Below are 15,073 nucleotides of genomic sequence, written 5' to 3'. Positions count from 1 at the left end.
TACCGGCCTCCTTAGACAACGTATCAGAGAAGCTCCGAAATCAGCTTGGGTTGCGTAAATAAGAATAAATAATCCGGCCCCCCCGCCTTGGAGTCGGTACCCGACATGTTGAAGCCTCCGAACGGATGCACCCCGACGATCGCCCCGGTACATTTGCGGTTAATGTACAAATTGCCAGCATGAAATTCAGACTTAACCCTGGCTATATGCTCTCTATTATTCGAATAAAACGAGCCGGTCAAGCCGTAATCCGTCATATTGGCGATGGCAAGCCCTTGTTCGAGATCGGAGCAAGCGGTAAAGGCCACGACAGGCCCGAATATTTCCTCCTGCATGATCCGTGAATCCGGAGCGGCGTCCGCTATAATCGTCGGCTCAATAAAATAGCCCGGCAAGGTCAGAGCGCGGCCCCCAGCGACAATACGACCTTCCTGGCGGCCGATCTCGATGTATTGCATGATTTTATCAAACGATGCTTGATCGATGACCGGACCGGTATAGCAGCTCGCATCCCGGACATCCCCCACCTTCAGCTCGTTAGTAAGCTCTACGCACCGGCTCAGGACTTGATCATACACATCCTGATGGATGATGGCTCTTGAGCAGGCGGAGCATTTTTGCCCCGAATAGCCGAAGGCGGATGCAACGATTCCTCTCGCCGCCTCCTCCAGATCCGCATCCTGATCGACCAGGATACAGTCCTTGCCGCCCATTTCACCGACGAATCGCTTCAGCCATATTTGCCCGGGCGCTACTTTGGCGGAACGCTCGTAGATACGAATTCCTACCTCACGGGAGCCGGTGAACGAAACGAATCTCGTCTGAGGATGATCGACCAAATAGTCCCCGATTTCGCTCCCGCTCCCCGGAACAAGATTGATTACCCCGGGCGGCAAGCCGCTATCGGCTGCCAGCTCAACAAATTTGGTTGCAATCACCGGCGTTTGGCTGGACGGCTTCAGCACGACCGTATTGCCGGCGACGACTGCAGCCATAGTCATTCCTGCCATGATCGCAAGCGGGAAATTCCATGGCGGGATAATGACTCCTACCCCCAACGGGATATAATGCAGCTCATTGTGCTCCTGCGGAATGGATACTAGCTCCTTGCGCCCTCTTCCCGCAAGCTCTATCATTTGGCGAGCATAATATTCCAGAAAATCGATGGCTTCCGCCGTGTCCGCATCCGCCTCCACCCGGCTTTTGCCGGCTTCGAGCATTAACCACGCATTGAATTCGTGCTTGCGCTTTCTCAGCGCTGCAGCGGCCTTGAGCAAATACTCCGAACGCTGTTCCGCCGGCACCCGAGACCAAGTCTTATAGGCTCCGGCAGCGCTGCGGATCGCCTTGTCAGCCAAGCTGCGGTCGGCTTTGGACACTTTGCCGATGATCTCCTCTTTATTCGACGGATTATATGAAGTAATCGTTGCTTCCCTATGCAATATGGCGGAGCCGATTCGAAGCGGATAATGACGGCCAAGCTGCGCCTCGACGCTTCGCAGCGCTTCATCCAGCCTTGCGGCCTCCACAGGGTTGGAAAAATCCGTTAACGGTTCAGGAGAGTAAGGTTTCATACGGCTCACTCCTTTTCATTTGCTTACTGCAGAACTGCCTTGATTTTACCTATCGCCCAATCCGCTTGGTCTTGGGTGAGAATAAGCGGAGGCGCCAGCCGTAGGGTGGTCGAGTGTGTCTCTTTCGTAAGCAAGCCGAGATTCATCAACCGCTCGCAATACGGTCTGGCGTCCTCCGCAAGCTCGATGCCGATGAAGAGCCCTTTGCCCCGTATGTCCACTACCAGTGGACTCTGCAGCTCGGCTTGCAGCTTATTCAGAACGTAAGCCCCCATCTCGCGCGAACGTTCGATCATCTTTTCCTCCTCGAGCACCTTAAGCGACGCAATGGCCACGGCACAGGCAAGAGGGTTGCCGCCAAACGTGGAGCCGTGGGAACCGGGATCGAACAGCTGCATCAGCTCCTTATTGGCCGCGATGCCGGATACGGGGAGTATACCTCCGCCCAATGCTTTGCCAAGAATATACACATCGGGGACGACGGACTCCCAATCGCAGGCAAACCATTGACCGGTACGGCCGAGCCCGGTTTGGATTTCATCGGCGACAAGGAGCACCTGATGCTGCTTGCACAGGTCCGACGCCTCCTTCAAGTACCCGTCACGCGGGATACGGATTCCCGCTTCCCCTTGAATCGGCTCGAGCAGGAAAGCCGCCGTATTCGGTTGGATCGCCCGCTTCAACGCCTCGGTATCGCCGAATGGGATTACCGTGAACCCGGGAGTAAACGGACCGAAATGATGACGGTACTCCGACGAGCTGGACATCGACGTAGCCGTTACGGTTCTCCCGTGAAAGTTTCCCTCGCATACGATAATCTCCGCCAGATGGTCCGGAATCCCCTTCACCTCATACGCCCACCGTCGTGCGAGCTTGATAGAAGTTTCCACCGCTTCCGCACCGGTGTTCATAGGCAAAAAGCAATCTTTTCCGGTCAAGCACGATAGAAGCTCCAGCAAATCCCCCATTCGATCGTTATAAAAGGCCCGGGACGTTAAAGTCACCTTATCGGCTTGTTGTTTTAAAGCGCGCACGATTTTGGGGTGGCGGTGTCCTTGATTCAAGGCGGAATAGCCGCTAAGCATATCCATATACCGTTTGCCCGACACATCCCGAACCCAAACTCCTTCCGCCTGCGAGATTACTATCGGCAGAGGATGATAGTTGTGCGCTCCATATTTGTCTGTCTTGCGGATAATTTCTTGACTTCTTCTCATGGACAAGGCTGCACCTCGCTTCCGGATTGCCGGAGCCGGACTCCGGTAACCGTATTTCAGGAACACTTGGCTTTTGAGATCGATAAATAAATTGAATTTTCAGATAAATAGAAAGACAGTGTGCTTATACCTATCCTATGTTTAGCCTATGCAGATGGGTTGGGCTCAAGCCCGGTTTTCTATAAATCCGCGGACTCCGTTGCTTATCGCCTGTCCCCGGTCCGGAAGCATGACTTCGTCTGAACACGCTAGCAGAGGCTTGAACTCGTAACTCTTGCTTGACCGCACTATACGTAGTATGATATCTACCATCGACTATAGTCTGAACGAATGAACGAGGATAAAGGAGCCCGACCCATGAGCGTACATGAAGCCATAACCGCACATACCCGTAAAATGCATTCTCATCTGGAGCAATTCCAGCTGCTGGACGAACAACGTGAAGCAGCCATAGATCAAGCGATTGCCCAATGCAAATCCGGACAGCCCTTCACCGTTGAGGTGATCAACCGGATTACCGCCAGCATCAACGAGCATGCCAAGCACGGCATTTCTCCGACAAGACCTTACGTCACCGAGGACATGGTCCGTGATCATGTCAACCGTACAGTTTAAGCCGATCCATGCGGCTGACAGCCAAAAAAAAGCTTCGAACGAAAGACACTGTCTTCTTTCGCTCAAAGCTTTTTCTTTTTTATTTCCATTAGCCTTCCAGCTTCTCAACGCCTCGCAGCACGAGCTCATAATATGCTGCCCCATGTGGAACGAAATCGGAATATGTGAACGTTCGCTCTACAGGCTGTAATACCCCATTCTTATCCGGTTCTACGCCAGCCGCTTGAATGACGAGCTGCCCTTCTCCCCGTGCGAGCCGATTGACATCGTTCAATGCAATACGGTACAAGCCGGTAACTTCGTCTTCCTGAAGTCGGTATTCGTGAAGCGGCTTATCCTCCCGAAGGACGAATACATGGCACAGCTCTCTGTCCGTTTTATCCGCGGCTATAAACTGCTCTTCGCGATACAGACCGCATGGAATGAGACTGTCGAAGGTAACCGCCAGACCAAGCTCCTCCTCGAGCTCCCTGACGCCGTCCTCCACCTTCTCGCCTGCGAGCAAATGGCCTGCGCATGAAATATCCAGTAGGCTTGGGAACGTATCCTTGTCCGGATGCCGCATCTGAAACAGCAGCCACTTATCGCCAAACAACTCGCTTACTATCCAGCACTGGAAGGTTTGATGCCATAATCCATGGGCATGTACTTCCCGTCGGGCTGCGGTCCCGATTTTGTTCATTTGGTCGTCGAAAATATCAAATTGCTCTTCCTGATTCATCCTGTGCAGCCCCTTACGCTTCGTATGTACTACTATCATTGTATCAGAAAAGCTGGGGCGCAGCTTCCACTTTATTTCAACAAGCAGCGGGACAAATCGATGTTCAGATCACGGATTCCTTCCGCAACCAGCAGAGCGACTTCTTGAGCCCCTTTATCGGTAAAATGCGTGCAGTCCGTTCCATTATGCGAAATCATGAACAGCTCCTTCGTCTTATCGTAGCCAAGCTCGTCCCATCTCTGCAAGCTTCTGGACATCAAATCCAGCAATAAGACCCGCTCTTCCTCCGCCACCTGCTTCATCGCATCGCAATAATCGGGAAAATCGTTCAAGAAACGGCCGTCTTCGTAATGCAGGCGTGCTACGGGCGTGATAAGCAAGGGCGTGGCTTTCCGCTCTCGCGCCCCATCGATATACAGTTTCAAATAATGCTTGTATTCCGTAAAAGGCTCCGTGTACCGCTCCGGCTTGCTAACGGTCGAATCGTTATGGCCCATCTGGATCCATAAATAATCATTCTCCCGGATGTCTTCCAAAATGACGGCCAATCGCCCTTCGGCAACGAACGATTTGGAGCTTCTGCCTCCTATCGCCTTGTTGATAAAGCTGACTTGCTCGTTAAAGGAACGGGCGATATATTGTCCCCAGCCTGCCATCGGCGCGGATTCCTGTTGATATGTCTGAACGGTGGAGTCTCCCGCCAAATAGATATTCCATCTTCCTGCTTCGATTTTGCGCATCGTGTTCATCCCCCATGAATTGCCTTCCCTATCCATCCGGCATCTATTATTATACACTACTAGAATAACGGTTCGGTCCTTTTGGGACAATGATGTTATTTGAATCCATATGAATATTTGAAACTCAGACCGTGAATCTTGGCGAGATTCTCTGAATGGCATGAGAATCCATGTTCTAACTGTGACCCACGCGGAGCGGTCCGAATAGCACAAAAAAGGCTCTGCCGTCGATATCCATCGGACGACACAGCCTTTATCTCCTGCTCTGATTACTCTTGCGGGCTCACCATATGCTCCGGACGGACGAATTGGTCGAACTGCTCCGCAGACAAAAATCCGCTTTGAATCGCCGCTTCCTTCAAGGTAAGATGCTCTTTGTGAGCCAGCTTGGCGATGATAGCCGCCTTCTCATACCCGATGTGCGGATTTAACGCGGTGACCAGCATTAACGACTCTTGCAGGTACCGGTTAATCACTTCCCGGTTCGGCTCAATTCCTACGGCGCAATGATCGTTGAACGACACCATAACGTCAGCAAGCAGCCGTGATGACTGCAGGAAGTTATGGATCAGCACCGGCTTGAATACGTTCAGCTCGAAATTGCCCTGGCTTGCCGCGAAGCCTATCACCGCATCGTTGCCCATGACCTGGCAGGCAACCATCGTCATAGCCTCGCTCTGCGTCGGATTCACTTTGCCCGGCATAATGGAGCTGCCAGGCTCATTCTCAGGGATCACCAGCTCCCCGATGCCGCACCGCGGCCCGCTCGCGAGCCATCGAACGTCATTGGCGATTTTCATCAAATCGGCCGCCAATGCTTTCAACGCCCCATGTACGAACACAACCTGGTCATGGCTTGTCAATGCATGGAACTTGTTCGCTGCAGAGACGAACGTTATGCCGGTCTCCTTACTGATCTCCTCGGCCACCTTATCGCCGAATTGCGGGTGGGCGTTCAAGCCCGTACCAACCGCCGTGCCGCCGATCGCCAGCTCCTTCATCGTATCTACACTGCCTGTGATCATTTGCTCCGTCTTTTCCAGCATAGCCCACCAGCCGCTGATTTCCTGCCCCAAAGTCAACGGAGTCGCATCCTGCAGGTGGGTGCGGCCGATTTTGATGATGTCGGCGAACTGCTCCATTTTGGAGCGCATAGTTCCTTTCAGCTTGGCAAGAGCCGGCAGCAAATGATTTTCGACAGCGAGAACGCCTGCGATATGAAGCGCCGTAGGAAACGTGTCGTTAGAGCTTTGCGAACGGTTGACGTCGTCGTTCGGATGCACTTTTTTCTCGATCCCTTTGCCTTCCAGAAGCTGATTGGCGCGGTGCGCAATCACTTCATTTACATTCATATTAGACTGCGTGCCGCTTCCGGTCTGCCATACGACCAATGGAAATTCATCGTCCCATTGGCCCGTCAAAATTTCATCGGCCGCCGCCTGGATAGCCGCTGCTTTATCCGGATCCAGCTTGCCCAGATCCTTATTGGCTTGGGCTGCTGATTTTTTTAATATGGCAAAAGCTCTGATGACCTCCATCGGCATCCGTTCCGAGCCGATTCTGAAGTTTTCGCTGCTGCGCTGGGTTTGCGCTCCCCACAGCCTATCGGCCGGAACTTGAATTTCCCCCATCGTATCCCGCTCTACTCTGTATTTCATAAGTACGGCACCTCCTTTTTCTACCTTTGGTATTTTACCCAATTTTAGGGATAATTTAATCACTTGCATGCATTAGCTTTTTGATTTCATCCTTTAACTGATCCGACTGTGTTCCAAAAATCACTTGAACCGCGCCGTGCCCGAGCCTCATAATCCCCGATGCCCCCAGCTCCTTCAGCTCCTTGTCGTCCACCAGCTTATCGTCTTTGACAACAAGCCTGAGTCTGGTGATGCAAGCATCCACGCCACCTACATTATCGGCGCCTCCGATCGCCGCCAGCACCTGCTCGGCTTTGTTGCGCATTCTCTGAATAGGCGAGATATAAGCAGCGGCTGCCGATTGGGGCTCGTCTTCTCTTCCCGGCGTTTTCAATTGGAGTTTACTGATTAAGACGCGGAACAGCACATAATAAATAATACTAAAGCCCAAGCCTACAGGAATCAAGAGCAGCGGGCGTGTCGCCAGTGGATAATTCAGCAAATAGTCAATGAGTCCTGCAGAAAATCCGAAGCCGAGCTTGATGCCCATATAAGCCGTTACAGCGCCGGATAGCCCGGTCAGGATGGCATGAATAGCATACAGCGCCGGAGCTGCGAACATGAAAGCGAATTCAAGAGGCTCGGTAATGCCGGTCAAAAATGAAGTTAACGCCGTTCCTACGAAAACAGACGTAATCATCTTTCGCTTTTCCGGCTTGGCCGAATGAATGATCGCTAGCGCCCCTGCAGGCAGGGCAAACATCATAATAGGAAAAAATCCGGTCATAAATTGGCCGGCCGTTTTATCTCCGCTAAAAAACCGGTACAAATCTCCGTGTACAATCTGGCCCGACGCATTAGTATAATCGCCGATTTGAAACCAGGCTATCGAGTTGATAACATGGTGCAGCCCGAATGGAACGAGCAGCCGGTTCGCCGTACCGAAGATGAAAGCCCCGACGGCCCCTAATTCCGTAGACCATCTCCCGAACGTATTCAGTCCGTGCTGTACGGTGCCCCATATTAAGCCTAGAGCGATAGCGACAACGACCATGGCGAATGAAGTAATGATCGGAACGAACCGTTTACCTCCGAAAAATCCGAGCCACTCCGGCAGCTTCATCGTATGGTATTTTTTGTACAAATACGAGGCAAGTAAGCCCGCAATAATTCCGCCTATAACCCCTGTGTCCAGCTTCTCGTCGGAACCGATAAATTCCGGAAATGCAACCGGCATCTTCGACAGCACGGTTATTAACACTTGATAGGCAATTACAGCCGAGAGCGATGCCGTCGCCTCCCCGATCAATCCGATCGTAATGCCAACCGCGAACAATAATGGGAGGTAGTCTAGGATAGCCGAACCTCCTGCCAGCAGGAAAGGAGCGACATACTGGTTGAGAAATCCCCCGACATGGTCACCCAAATGAAAGTCGTTCACATAGTCTATAGCACCGAATCGGCGCAGCAAAGCCGCCGCAGGCAAAGTCGCCACCGGCAGCATCAGCGCCTTCCCTATTTTTTGTAACGAAGCGAGCAATGGCGCCAACTCCTTCTTCAATGGAATACCCGTTTCATACCTTCAGTATGGCTGGTACCCGATCTTTTATAAGGCTATCGTCATCAATTGGGATTCTCCTGCCTTAACCTCTCTGTAGGAACCGTCCACCCGCCCGCCGAAATCATCATTGACAACGACAACGGGCGTCACGGCCGAGTAACCGGAATCCCGGATATGAGCAATATCGAAGGTAATCAGTGTTTGGCCTAGCCTCACCTTGTCCCCTGCGCCAATATGAGCGGCGAAGCCTTCTCCTTTTAACGCTACCGTATTGATACCGACATGAATTAACAGCTGCAGCCCTGTCTCATGCTGGATAATCAGGGCATGCTTGGATCCAATCAAGTATACCACTACCCCGTCAAAAGGCGCTACCAGCTTGCCTACACTAGGTTCTATCGCCATACCCTCTCCCATATGCTTTCTGGCAAAAGCTTTGTCCGGAACTTCCTCGAGAGGCAGCGAGCGTCCCGATAGCGGAGATTGAACGGACAACAGCTGCCGGTTCGATGTGTTGGAACGGTCATGTCGTGAATGCATAGGGATCCTCCTTGCTGACTTCAGCGCGTCATGATGAATAAACCTGAAACAACCGGTATAAGTGCATAACCAGAAAGCCCGTCTCGTCGTCCGGAATATCCGTCTGCAAATGATGCTTCATAATTTCGGTCAATTGAAGAGCCAACTGGTACTCTTCCTTGTGCTTTTTCTTCATTTCTTTTACATAAGGATTTTTTACGAGCTTCTTCTGCATGATCCGCTCCAAGGAAAATCTCAAGTGCGTGACGAGTCTCACATAGTCCATACTCTCTTTCGGAATATGAATCGATCGGACAGCCTCTATCATCTCGACCATTTCGTTAATGACGTTGGAGAACTTGACCAATTGTCCTACCGGAACGTTCGTTACAGCAGAATGGACATGATACGTCAAAAATCCGACTTCATCCTCCGGAACGTCAATTAGAAATTTGGCGCGGATCAGCTCCGCCGCTATTTTGGCAATTTCATATTCCTTGGGGAAAAATACTTTCGTCTCATATAGAAACGGATTGACGATATCCATCCCGTTCTTTAACCGGTGGATTGCAAACTGGATATGGCTTGGCAGCGCGAAGTACACTTTATTGTTAACAGGCGTCGTAAAATGCTTCTGAATATTATCAATTATTTGTTCGGATATTTGGATTACCTCTGGGTCAATCTCCTCCAGAAGCGATTGGTATTGACTCAGCTGGTCACGGTCATCCAACCGAAACCGCTTTTCGATACGAGGGTCTTTGGCATCGATGAACCCGGACGTTTTGCAGCCGAATCCGATCCCTTTCCCTAGCAAAACATACTCCCTCTCGGTCCCCATCTCCTTGACCAGAATCACATTGTTCCCGATCACTCTTTCAATGCGATGGTTATTCTCTGATTTCACCGATGAATCACCGCCTAACTTTGTCCATATGGATACTATACTCAAAAAATAACAAAAAAAGCCAAGAAAAGATTTCTAAACAAACAGAAATCTTCTCCCGGCTCATGCCCGCATCATCGGTAACACGCCAAGTGATTCACTACAAGTATCTTATCGGAAGAAACCGCTTTCGTCAATAATGCAGTGTTAAAAAAAAGATTTTCTTGCATTATCTTGATGGAGATGTTATGATGTAAAGAATGTATCATTCCGAAGCAACCTCGAAACGTAATTCCCCATCCGTTTTTCGTTGTTTTTCCGCCTATAAAAACTTTCAAATTCCCAATAACCCTAATGAATTTGTTGTAGGTTTACTGATTCACACTGGCGCGGTCATCGGAGCCGCAAGGACAAGAGAGAGGTAGGGCTTTTGTTGTTTTAGGATACCACAGTTTTTTTGCTAGTAAAACAGAGTGGTTGCAAGTTGAAGGATACATGATAGAAAGAGCTCATCTCTTATGCGTCGATACTGGCGATAACTTTACGGCTCACAGCATTCAGAGCGTCCAGCTCATCCTGGCTCAAGACGATATCGGCAGCTTCGATGTTTTCCTGCATATGCTTAATGCTCTGGGAACCGACAATGGCCGTAGTCAAAGCTTCCTGATGCAGCAGCCAGCTGATAGCGATTTGCGATATCGCTTTTCCATGCTGATCGGCGATTTGCTTCAATAACATGATGAGCTCTTTTTCTTTTTCTAGATGGTCGGGCAGAAACAGTCTGCGCGTGCTTCTGAAATCGTTTTCATCCAGCTTTTTTCCGCCCAAATGGAAGGCACCGGTTAATATTCCTTTGGCAATCGAGCTGTAGCTCATGATCGAAATCTGATGTTCCAGACAAAATGGACCGATTTCCGCTTCAATCCCGCGGTGCAGCAAGCTGTACTCCGGCTGAATGACATCGATTTGTGCGAAACTCAACGCTTCTTTGAGCTGCTCCAGCGAGAAATTCGATACGCCGATCGACCGGATCAGCCCTTCTTCTTTCAGCTTATTGAATTCTGCTAACGTCTCTCCCACAGGGATTTCAAATGAAGGCCAATGAATATAATAAATATCGATATAATCGGTTTTCAATCTCCGCAAGCTGTTCTCGGCGGAAGTTCTCACATCTTTTGCAGCGAGATTAGCCCTGCTGACTTTGGTCGAAATGATGCATTGATTTCGCTTTCCTTCCAGAGCAGCGCCAACGATTTCTTCGGAATGGCCGTTGCCGTAGCCTTCAGCCGTATCGAACGTCGTAATCCCCATATCGAAGGCCGCCTGAATGGTCTTGATATTGTTATCGTCGCTTGTAAACTCCCACGGACCGCCGCCTAGCTCCCAACAGCCGAAAGTAATGGGAGTCACTTTTAGATCGCTTTTACCTAATGTAATCTGTTTCATAGGGCACACTCCTATCTCCATTGTTTGTTTATGCAGAGCACCTTGTATAGCTTACCATGAATATCCTATTAGTTAAAGCGAGTGGGCAGAAGGTTAGGACGTTTCCTGACCGAAATCGCTGCCGGAATGAAGAGGAAGCGTAATATCGACCGTGGTCCCTTCATCGATTTGACTTTGAATGTCGATCGTTCCTTGGTGCGCCTCAATAATTTTGAAACACATCATCAGGCCTAAGCCTGTTCCCTTCTCCTTCGTCGTATAAAAGGGTTCGCCCAGAAAAGCAAGCCGGTCCTGCGGAATTCCTGAACCATTATCGTTAATACGGACTTTGATTTTATCCATTTGAAGATAAACGGCTACTTCCACCTGGCCGCCATTAGGCATGGCCTCGATGCAATTTTTCAACAAATTAATAAACAACTGCTTCATTTGCACTTCAGAGCAGTAAAGCATGATCGGATCATCCGACAAGCTGACCATAATTTGCACATTATTCATTGTTGCTTCCGGTTCGATTAATTGAATGACCGTATGAACAATTTGATTCAAGGAATACATATCGTAATGAACCGCTTGCGGCTTGGCTATAATAAGAAATTCACTAACAATAAAATTTATCCTGTTCAGCTCGGAGCACATAATATCATAGTAATGCTGATAGTTCGGGCCCTTCTCGTGCATCAGCTGCAAAAATCCTTTTAAAGAAGTCAGCGGATTCCGAATCTCATGCGCCAATCCCGCGGCCAGCTGCCCGACAACCGAAAGCCGGTCCGATTTGCGCAGCAGCTCCTCCGTTTTCTTGCGCTCGGTAATATCCCTGGAAATCCCCGCCAAAGCAATCGTTTCCCCGGCCGCATTTTTGATCGGAGAAATCGTTAGGCTCACAAAGAGCTGACTTCCGTCCTTATGCATTCGAACAGTCTCATAGTCGGTTATTTCCTTGCCTTCCAGCACCTGATCGGATAGCTGCTGCATTTCGGCATCATAGTCGTCCGGAATAATAGGCAGCCGCTTGCCCTCCACCTCATCTTGTTTCCATCCGTAGATTTTCTCAAATGCATCGTTCACCTGAAGCACGTTCGAGTCTAGGTCGATGACTTCAATCGCATCCGACGTGTTGGAAATAAACGATTCCAGCATCTCCTTCGTCGCTCGCAAATCTTCCTCGGTCTGCTTGCGCTCTGTAATATCGATACAGGAGGCTATGACCTCGACAACCTGGTCGCCGCGCTTAATAGGTCTCAAGGAAGCGATATATGTGATTCCGTTCATTTGGCCTTCGTACAGGACATGCTCCTCACCGCTCCAAGCCCTTTCATAATACAACTCCTTGTCTAAGGCTATTGACAGCGGCATAAATTGTTTTAATTCCCTCCCCACAATTTGCTCCGGACTAAGTCCCAAGCGATATACCAGCTCCCCATCGCATAACGTATGTATATACCGGCCGTTCATTTTTCTGAATTTGAAGGTCATCCCCTGCTGCTTCTTCACGACATCCTGCAAGTCCTGCTGGAGTCTCAGGAGCGATTCCTTTGTTTTCTTATGCTCGGTAATGTCACGTGCGATGATATAGAAGCCGACAATTCTGCCGTCCACAATGATCGGCACATCTTTGGCGCCAAGATGTACTTGGTTTCCCATCCGGTGGATTAACGTTATTTCGTGGTTGTACTGGTCGTTCTCCATCCCGTTCTGATTAATCAACAGATGATCTTTATCTCCTGCAATTAACGATTTGAAGGAGGTGTGGAGCAGCTCGCCGGAATCGTATCCGATGATTTTTTCCATGGAGGGATTAATACTGTCGATTTTCCCTTCGAGATCCAACGAACAAATGCCTGCAGGATTGTACTCGATCAAAGAAAGGTATTTTTGTTCTAATTGCTTGCGCAGGCTAATATCCTGAATTTGTGCTATCGTATACATCGGATTCCCGTTCGGGCACCGTACAAGGGACACATGAAGCAAAATCCATATCACATTGCCTGCTTTATGGTAAAAGCGCTTCTCCATTTGATAGCTGTCCCATTCACCGAGCAGCAGCCGATTGGTGTTTTGCAGATTCATGTCGAGATCATCCGGATGAGTCAAGCTTTGATAATCGGTTGAGAGCAGCTCTTCCTCCGAGTACCCGATAATGCCGCAGAGGGCCCGGTTGACTTTTAGCCATCTTCCGTTCAGATCAATCAATGCCATTCCGATAGCGGCATAATCAAAAGCATTGCGGAATAACGTGTCATTTACAACCAGGGACGCTTCCAATGATGAGTTATGTCGATCCCCGGTATAACCCCCACGTTCGTGTTGCGGTTCATTCATGGCAACGTACCTCATTATCCGATTATTTTTCAAGAATACTACATACATGTTCTTCAAAAAAAGATCTTTTCCTTCTTCTTCAGTAACTTTTTACTAGAGAATGAAGGCAGCGGCGTCCAAGTTTTTTTCTTTATGATTTGATTTCTAAGGAGGGACAGTAAGTATGGATACGCCAACCAACAACACGTATCAACCCCCGCTAGGACAACATGCGGCTGCGACTTTATCGCAAGCCCCTGTCGTCAGTGTAAAGCATTGGATGCTAACGTTTATCCTTTGCGCCATTCCGATAGTCAATATTGTGATGCTTTTCGTATGGGCTTTCGGTGACGGAACGAATCCCAATAAAAGAAATTATGCAAGAGCCTCGTTACTGCTCGCGTTGATTTTTATTGTTCTTTATGTCGTATTCCTTGTATTATTTGTTGCCATTTTTGGCAGTATGGCCTTCTGGCCGGAGTTATCCGGTACTAATATGTAATTAGGTTAAAACATGACCAGGTTGAACCTTTGACTTCAGTAAATTACCGTCTAAATGCGCTAAATGAAATAATTTCCACTAAATAACAGCGGCTGCAAGGAGCACTCCGGCGGATGCCCCCTGCAGCTTTTTTTTCTGTTCTATGGGTCGCGTATAACGCTGCGATCAATTAGAAATAGTAAACGGGCAAGCCAACCGATTCAGGAAAAGAAAGGAGAATTCCCGATGGCAATCGAATCTTCTTCCCGCCAGTCCTCTTTATCCTCAACGAGCGGACAAGATGTGACCAAGGAGCAGCTGCAGGATGTGTATGCGGCCGGAACGAGCGACGGAAAGGTGATGCTGGACAACGAGGTCGTTACGATCCCCAATGAAGGCTATGAGGACAACGACTAGTCCGTTCACAATAATTTCCAGTAAGAGGGACTTTGGTTTCGGAAAAAAATAGGAATGTTCTTAAAGACAAAGAGGAATACTGTTATTTAGAGTAACCAACAGGAGGTGATCCGGATGGCAGAGAATCAAAATAACGCGGTACAGCATGGTCTGAATGCAGCGCGCTCCAATGCTGACAATTCTGAGCAGCAGGAGCAAGTGGAGCAATTGTCCTCTTTGCTGCAAAGCAATGCAGGTGATGCTGCAGCGACCTCTTCTGCGTTGAATGACGAGGAGTCTGAATAAGTTCATTCGTTCTGGGCAGCAGTGTGGCGGACAGAAAACATTTCTTTCCGCTGCTGCGGCCAAGCTGATACATGAAAGAAAAAACCTACAATCCCTGGATTGTAGGTTTTTTCTTGAAAGGTACGTGCCCTGAGAGATTCGAACTCCCGACCTTTTGATTCGTAGTCAAACGCTCTATCCGGCTGAGCTAAGGGCACAAGGTATGCAGTCGAGAGGACTCGAACCTCCACGGGGGGTTAGCCCACACGGACCTGAACCGTGCGCGTCTGCCAATTCCGCCACGACTGCATGAATGATATGGTGCGGTTGAGAGGACTCGAACCTCCACGAGCGTACGCCCACTACCCCCTCAAGATAGCGTGTCTGCCATTCCACCACAACCGCACAATGATACTCAAGGTAACTTGCACCCTGAAAACTAGATACGAAACGATGCGTATTGCGAGCAATTATTTGTTTAACCGGTTTGTTTCCGGGCCTAGAGAAAGGTTTCGGACTACGCTACAGCGCTTCACGTCACTTTCTTAGGGTTTAGGTTAAGCCCTCGACCGATTAGTATTCGTCAGCTCCACACGTTACCGTGCTTCCACCCCGAACCTATCTACCTCGTCGTCTTCAAGGGGTCTTACATACTGGGAAATCTCATCTTGAGGGGGGCTTCACGCTTAGATGC

At 49.5% G+C, this 15,073-nt stretch carries 14 protein-coding genes, 3 tRNA genes and 1 rRNA gene; 4 read left to right on the top strand and 14 right to left on the bottom strand.

The window, feature by feature from the left end; genetic code table 11:
* Nucleotides 1–23: 23 nt before the first annotated feature.
* A complete protein-coding gene (gene pruA, locus ACFQ88_RS17195) occupies nucleotides 24–1,574 on the bottom strand; it encodes an L-glutamate gamma-semialdehyde dehydrogenase (RefSeq protein WP_379454931.1) in 1,551 nt (516 codons plus the stop codon).
* A 23-nt stretch (nucleotides 1,575–1,597) separates the two neighbouring features.
* The gene (locus ACFQ88_RS17190) at nucleotides 1,598–2,791 is read right to left on the bottom strand and encodes an ornithine--oxo-acid transaminase (RefSeq protein ID WP_379454930.1); all 1,194 of its coding nucleotides are present in this window, start codon (nucleotides 2,789–2,791) and stop codon (nucleotides 1,598–1,600) included.
* Between the two features lie 357 nt (nucleotides 2,792–3,148).
* Here ACFQ88_RS17190 and ACFQ88_RS17185 point away from each other — a divergent pair, with 357 nt between their 5' ends.
* A complete protein-coding gene (locus ACFQ88_RS17185; protein ID WP_239626210.1) occupies nucleotides 3,149–3,406 on the top strand; it encodes a YpbS family protein in 258 nt (85 codons plus the stop codon).
* Nucleotides 3,407–3,494: 88 nt separating this feature from the next.
* Here the strand turns inward: ACFQ88_RS17185 and ACFQ88_RS17180 are convergent, their stop codons facing one another.
* The 8 genes from ACFQ88_RS17180 to ACFQ88_RS17145 all read right to left on the bottom strand — a co-directional run bounded on the left by ACFQ88_RS17180 (nucleotide 3,495) and on the right by ACFQ88_RS17145 (nucleotide 13,238).
* Nucleotides 3,495–4,127, bottom strand: coding sequence for an NUDIX hydrolase (locus ACFQ88_RS17180; RefSeq protein WP_239626212.1), 633 nt, complete (start codon nucleotides 4,125–4,127; stop codon nucleotides 3,495–3,497).
* Nucleotides 4,128–4,198: 71 nt separating this feature from the next.
* Nucleotides 4,199–4,876 (bottom strand): rhamnogalacturonan acetylesterase, encoded by a 678-nt coding sequence (locus ACFQ88_RS17175; protein WP_379454929.1) that lies wholly within the window; start codon nucleotides 4,874–4,876, stop codon nucleotides 4,199–4,201.
* 260 nt (nucleotides 4,877–5,136) lie between these two features.
* Nucleotides 5,137–6,525, bottom strand: a complete 1,389-nt coding sequence (fumC, locus tag ACFQ88_RS17170) for a class II fumarate hydratase (protein ID WP_239626215.1) — start codon at nucleotides 6,523–6,525, stop codon at nucleotides 5,137–5,139.
* A 55-nt stretch (nucleotides 6,526–6,580) separates the two neighbouring features.
* Entirely contained in the window at nucleotides 6,581–8,044 is a 1,464-nt protein-coding gene (locus ACFQ88_RS17165; protein WP_239626217.1) for a PTS transporter subunit EIIC, read from the bottom strand.
* A gap of 66 nt (nucleotides 8,045–8,110) precedes the next feature.
* Nucleotides 8,111–8,605 (bottom strand): PTS sugar transporter subunit IIA, encoded by a 495-nt coding sequence (locus tag ACFQ88_RS17160; RefSeq protein ID WP_379454928.1) that lies wholly within the window; start codon nucleotides 8,603–8,605, stop codon nucleotides 8,111–8,113.
* Nucleotides 8,606–8,633: 28 nt separating this feature from the next.
* Complete coding sequence (locus tag ACFQ88_RS17155; RefSeq protein ID WP_379454927.1) at nucleotides 8,634–9,491, bottom strand: PRD domain-containing protein; 858 nt, start codon at nucleotides 9,489–9,491, stop codon at nucleotides 8,634–8,636.
* 495 nt (nucleotides 9,492–9,986) lie between these two features.
* The gene (locus ACFQ88_RS17150) at nucleotides 9,987–10,916 is read right to left on the bottom strand and encodes an aldo/keto reductase (RefSeq protein ID WP_379454926.1); all 930 of its coding nucleotides are present in this window, start codon (nucleotides 10,914–10,916) and stop codon (nucleotides 9,987–9,989) included.
* Between the two features lie 93 nt (nucleotides 10,917–11,009).
* Nucleotides 11,010–13,238, bottom strand: a complete 2,229-nt coding sequence (locus ACFQ88_RS17145) for a PAS domain S-box protein (RefSeq protein ID WP_239626224.1) — start codon at nucleotides 13,236–13,238, stop codon at nucleotides 11,010–11,012.
* Between the two features lie 163 nt (nucleotides 13,239–13,401).
* Here ACFQ88_RS17145 and ACFQ88_RS17140 point away from each other — a divergent pair, with 163 nt between their 5' ends.
* The 3 genes from ACFQ88_RS17140 (at nucleotide 13,402) to ACFQ88_RS17130 (ending at nucleotide 14,400) form a co-directional block, all read left to right on the top strand.
* Nucleotides 13,402–13,719, top strand: coding sequence for a hypothetical protein (locus tag ACFQ88_RS17140; protein WP_379454925.1), 318 nt, complete (start codon nucleotides 13,402–13,404; stop codon nucleotides 13,717–13,719).
* Nucleotides 13,720–13,944: 225 nt separating this feature from the next.
* Entirely contained in the window at nucleotides 13,945–14,115 is a 171-nt protein-coding gene (locus ACFQ88_RS17135; protein ID WP_239626228.1) for a hypothetical protein, read from the top strand.
* A 114-nt stretch (nucleotides 14,116–14,229) separates the two neighbouring features.
* Nucleotides 14,230–14,400, top strand: coding sequence for a hypothetical protein (locus ACFQ88_RS17130; protein ID WP_239626232.1), 171 nt, complete (start codon nucleotides 14,230–14,232; stop codon nucleotides 14,398–14,400).
* Nucleotides 14,401–14,523: 123 nt separating this feature from the next.
* Here ACFQ88_RS17130 and ACFQ88_RS17125 read toward each other — a convergent pair.
* From ACFQ88_RS17125 to ACFQ88_RS17110, 4 genes are all read right to left on the bottom strand, one after another.
* Nucleotides 14,524–14,597 (bottom strand) — tRNA-Arg (locus ACFQ88_RS17125).
* Nucleotides 14,598–14,603: 6 nt separating this feature from the next.
* Nucleotides 14,604–14,688: transfer RNA gene (locus tag ACFQ88_RS17120), tRNA-Leu, on the bottom strand.
* 10 nt (nucleotides 14,689–14,698) lie between these two features.
* Nucleotides 14,699–14,784 (bottom strand) — tRNA-Leu (locus tag ACFQ88_RS17115).
* A gap of 148 nt (nucleotides 14,785–14,932) precedes the next feature.
* Nucleotides 14,933–15,073, bottom strand: a 23S ribosomal RNA gene (locus tag ACFQ88_RS17110); the annotation flags it as partial.

This window comes from Paenibacillus sp. NPDC056579 (assembly GCF_042793215.1).
In the GTDB taxonomy this organism is placed as follows: Bacteria; Bacillota; Bacilli; order Paenibacillales; family NBRC-103111; genus Paenibacillus_S.
This window is presented reverse-complemented; position numbering and strand designations above follow the sequence as displayed.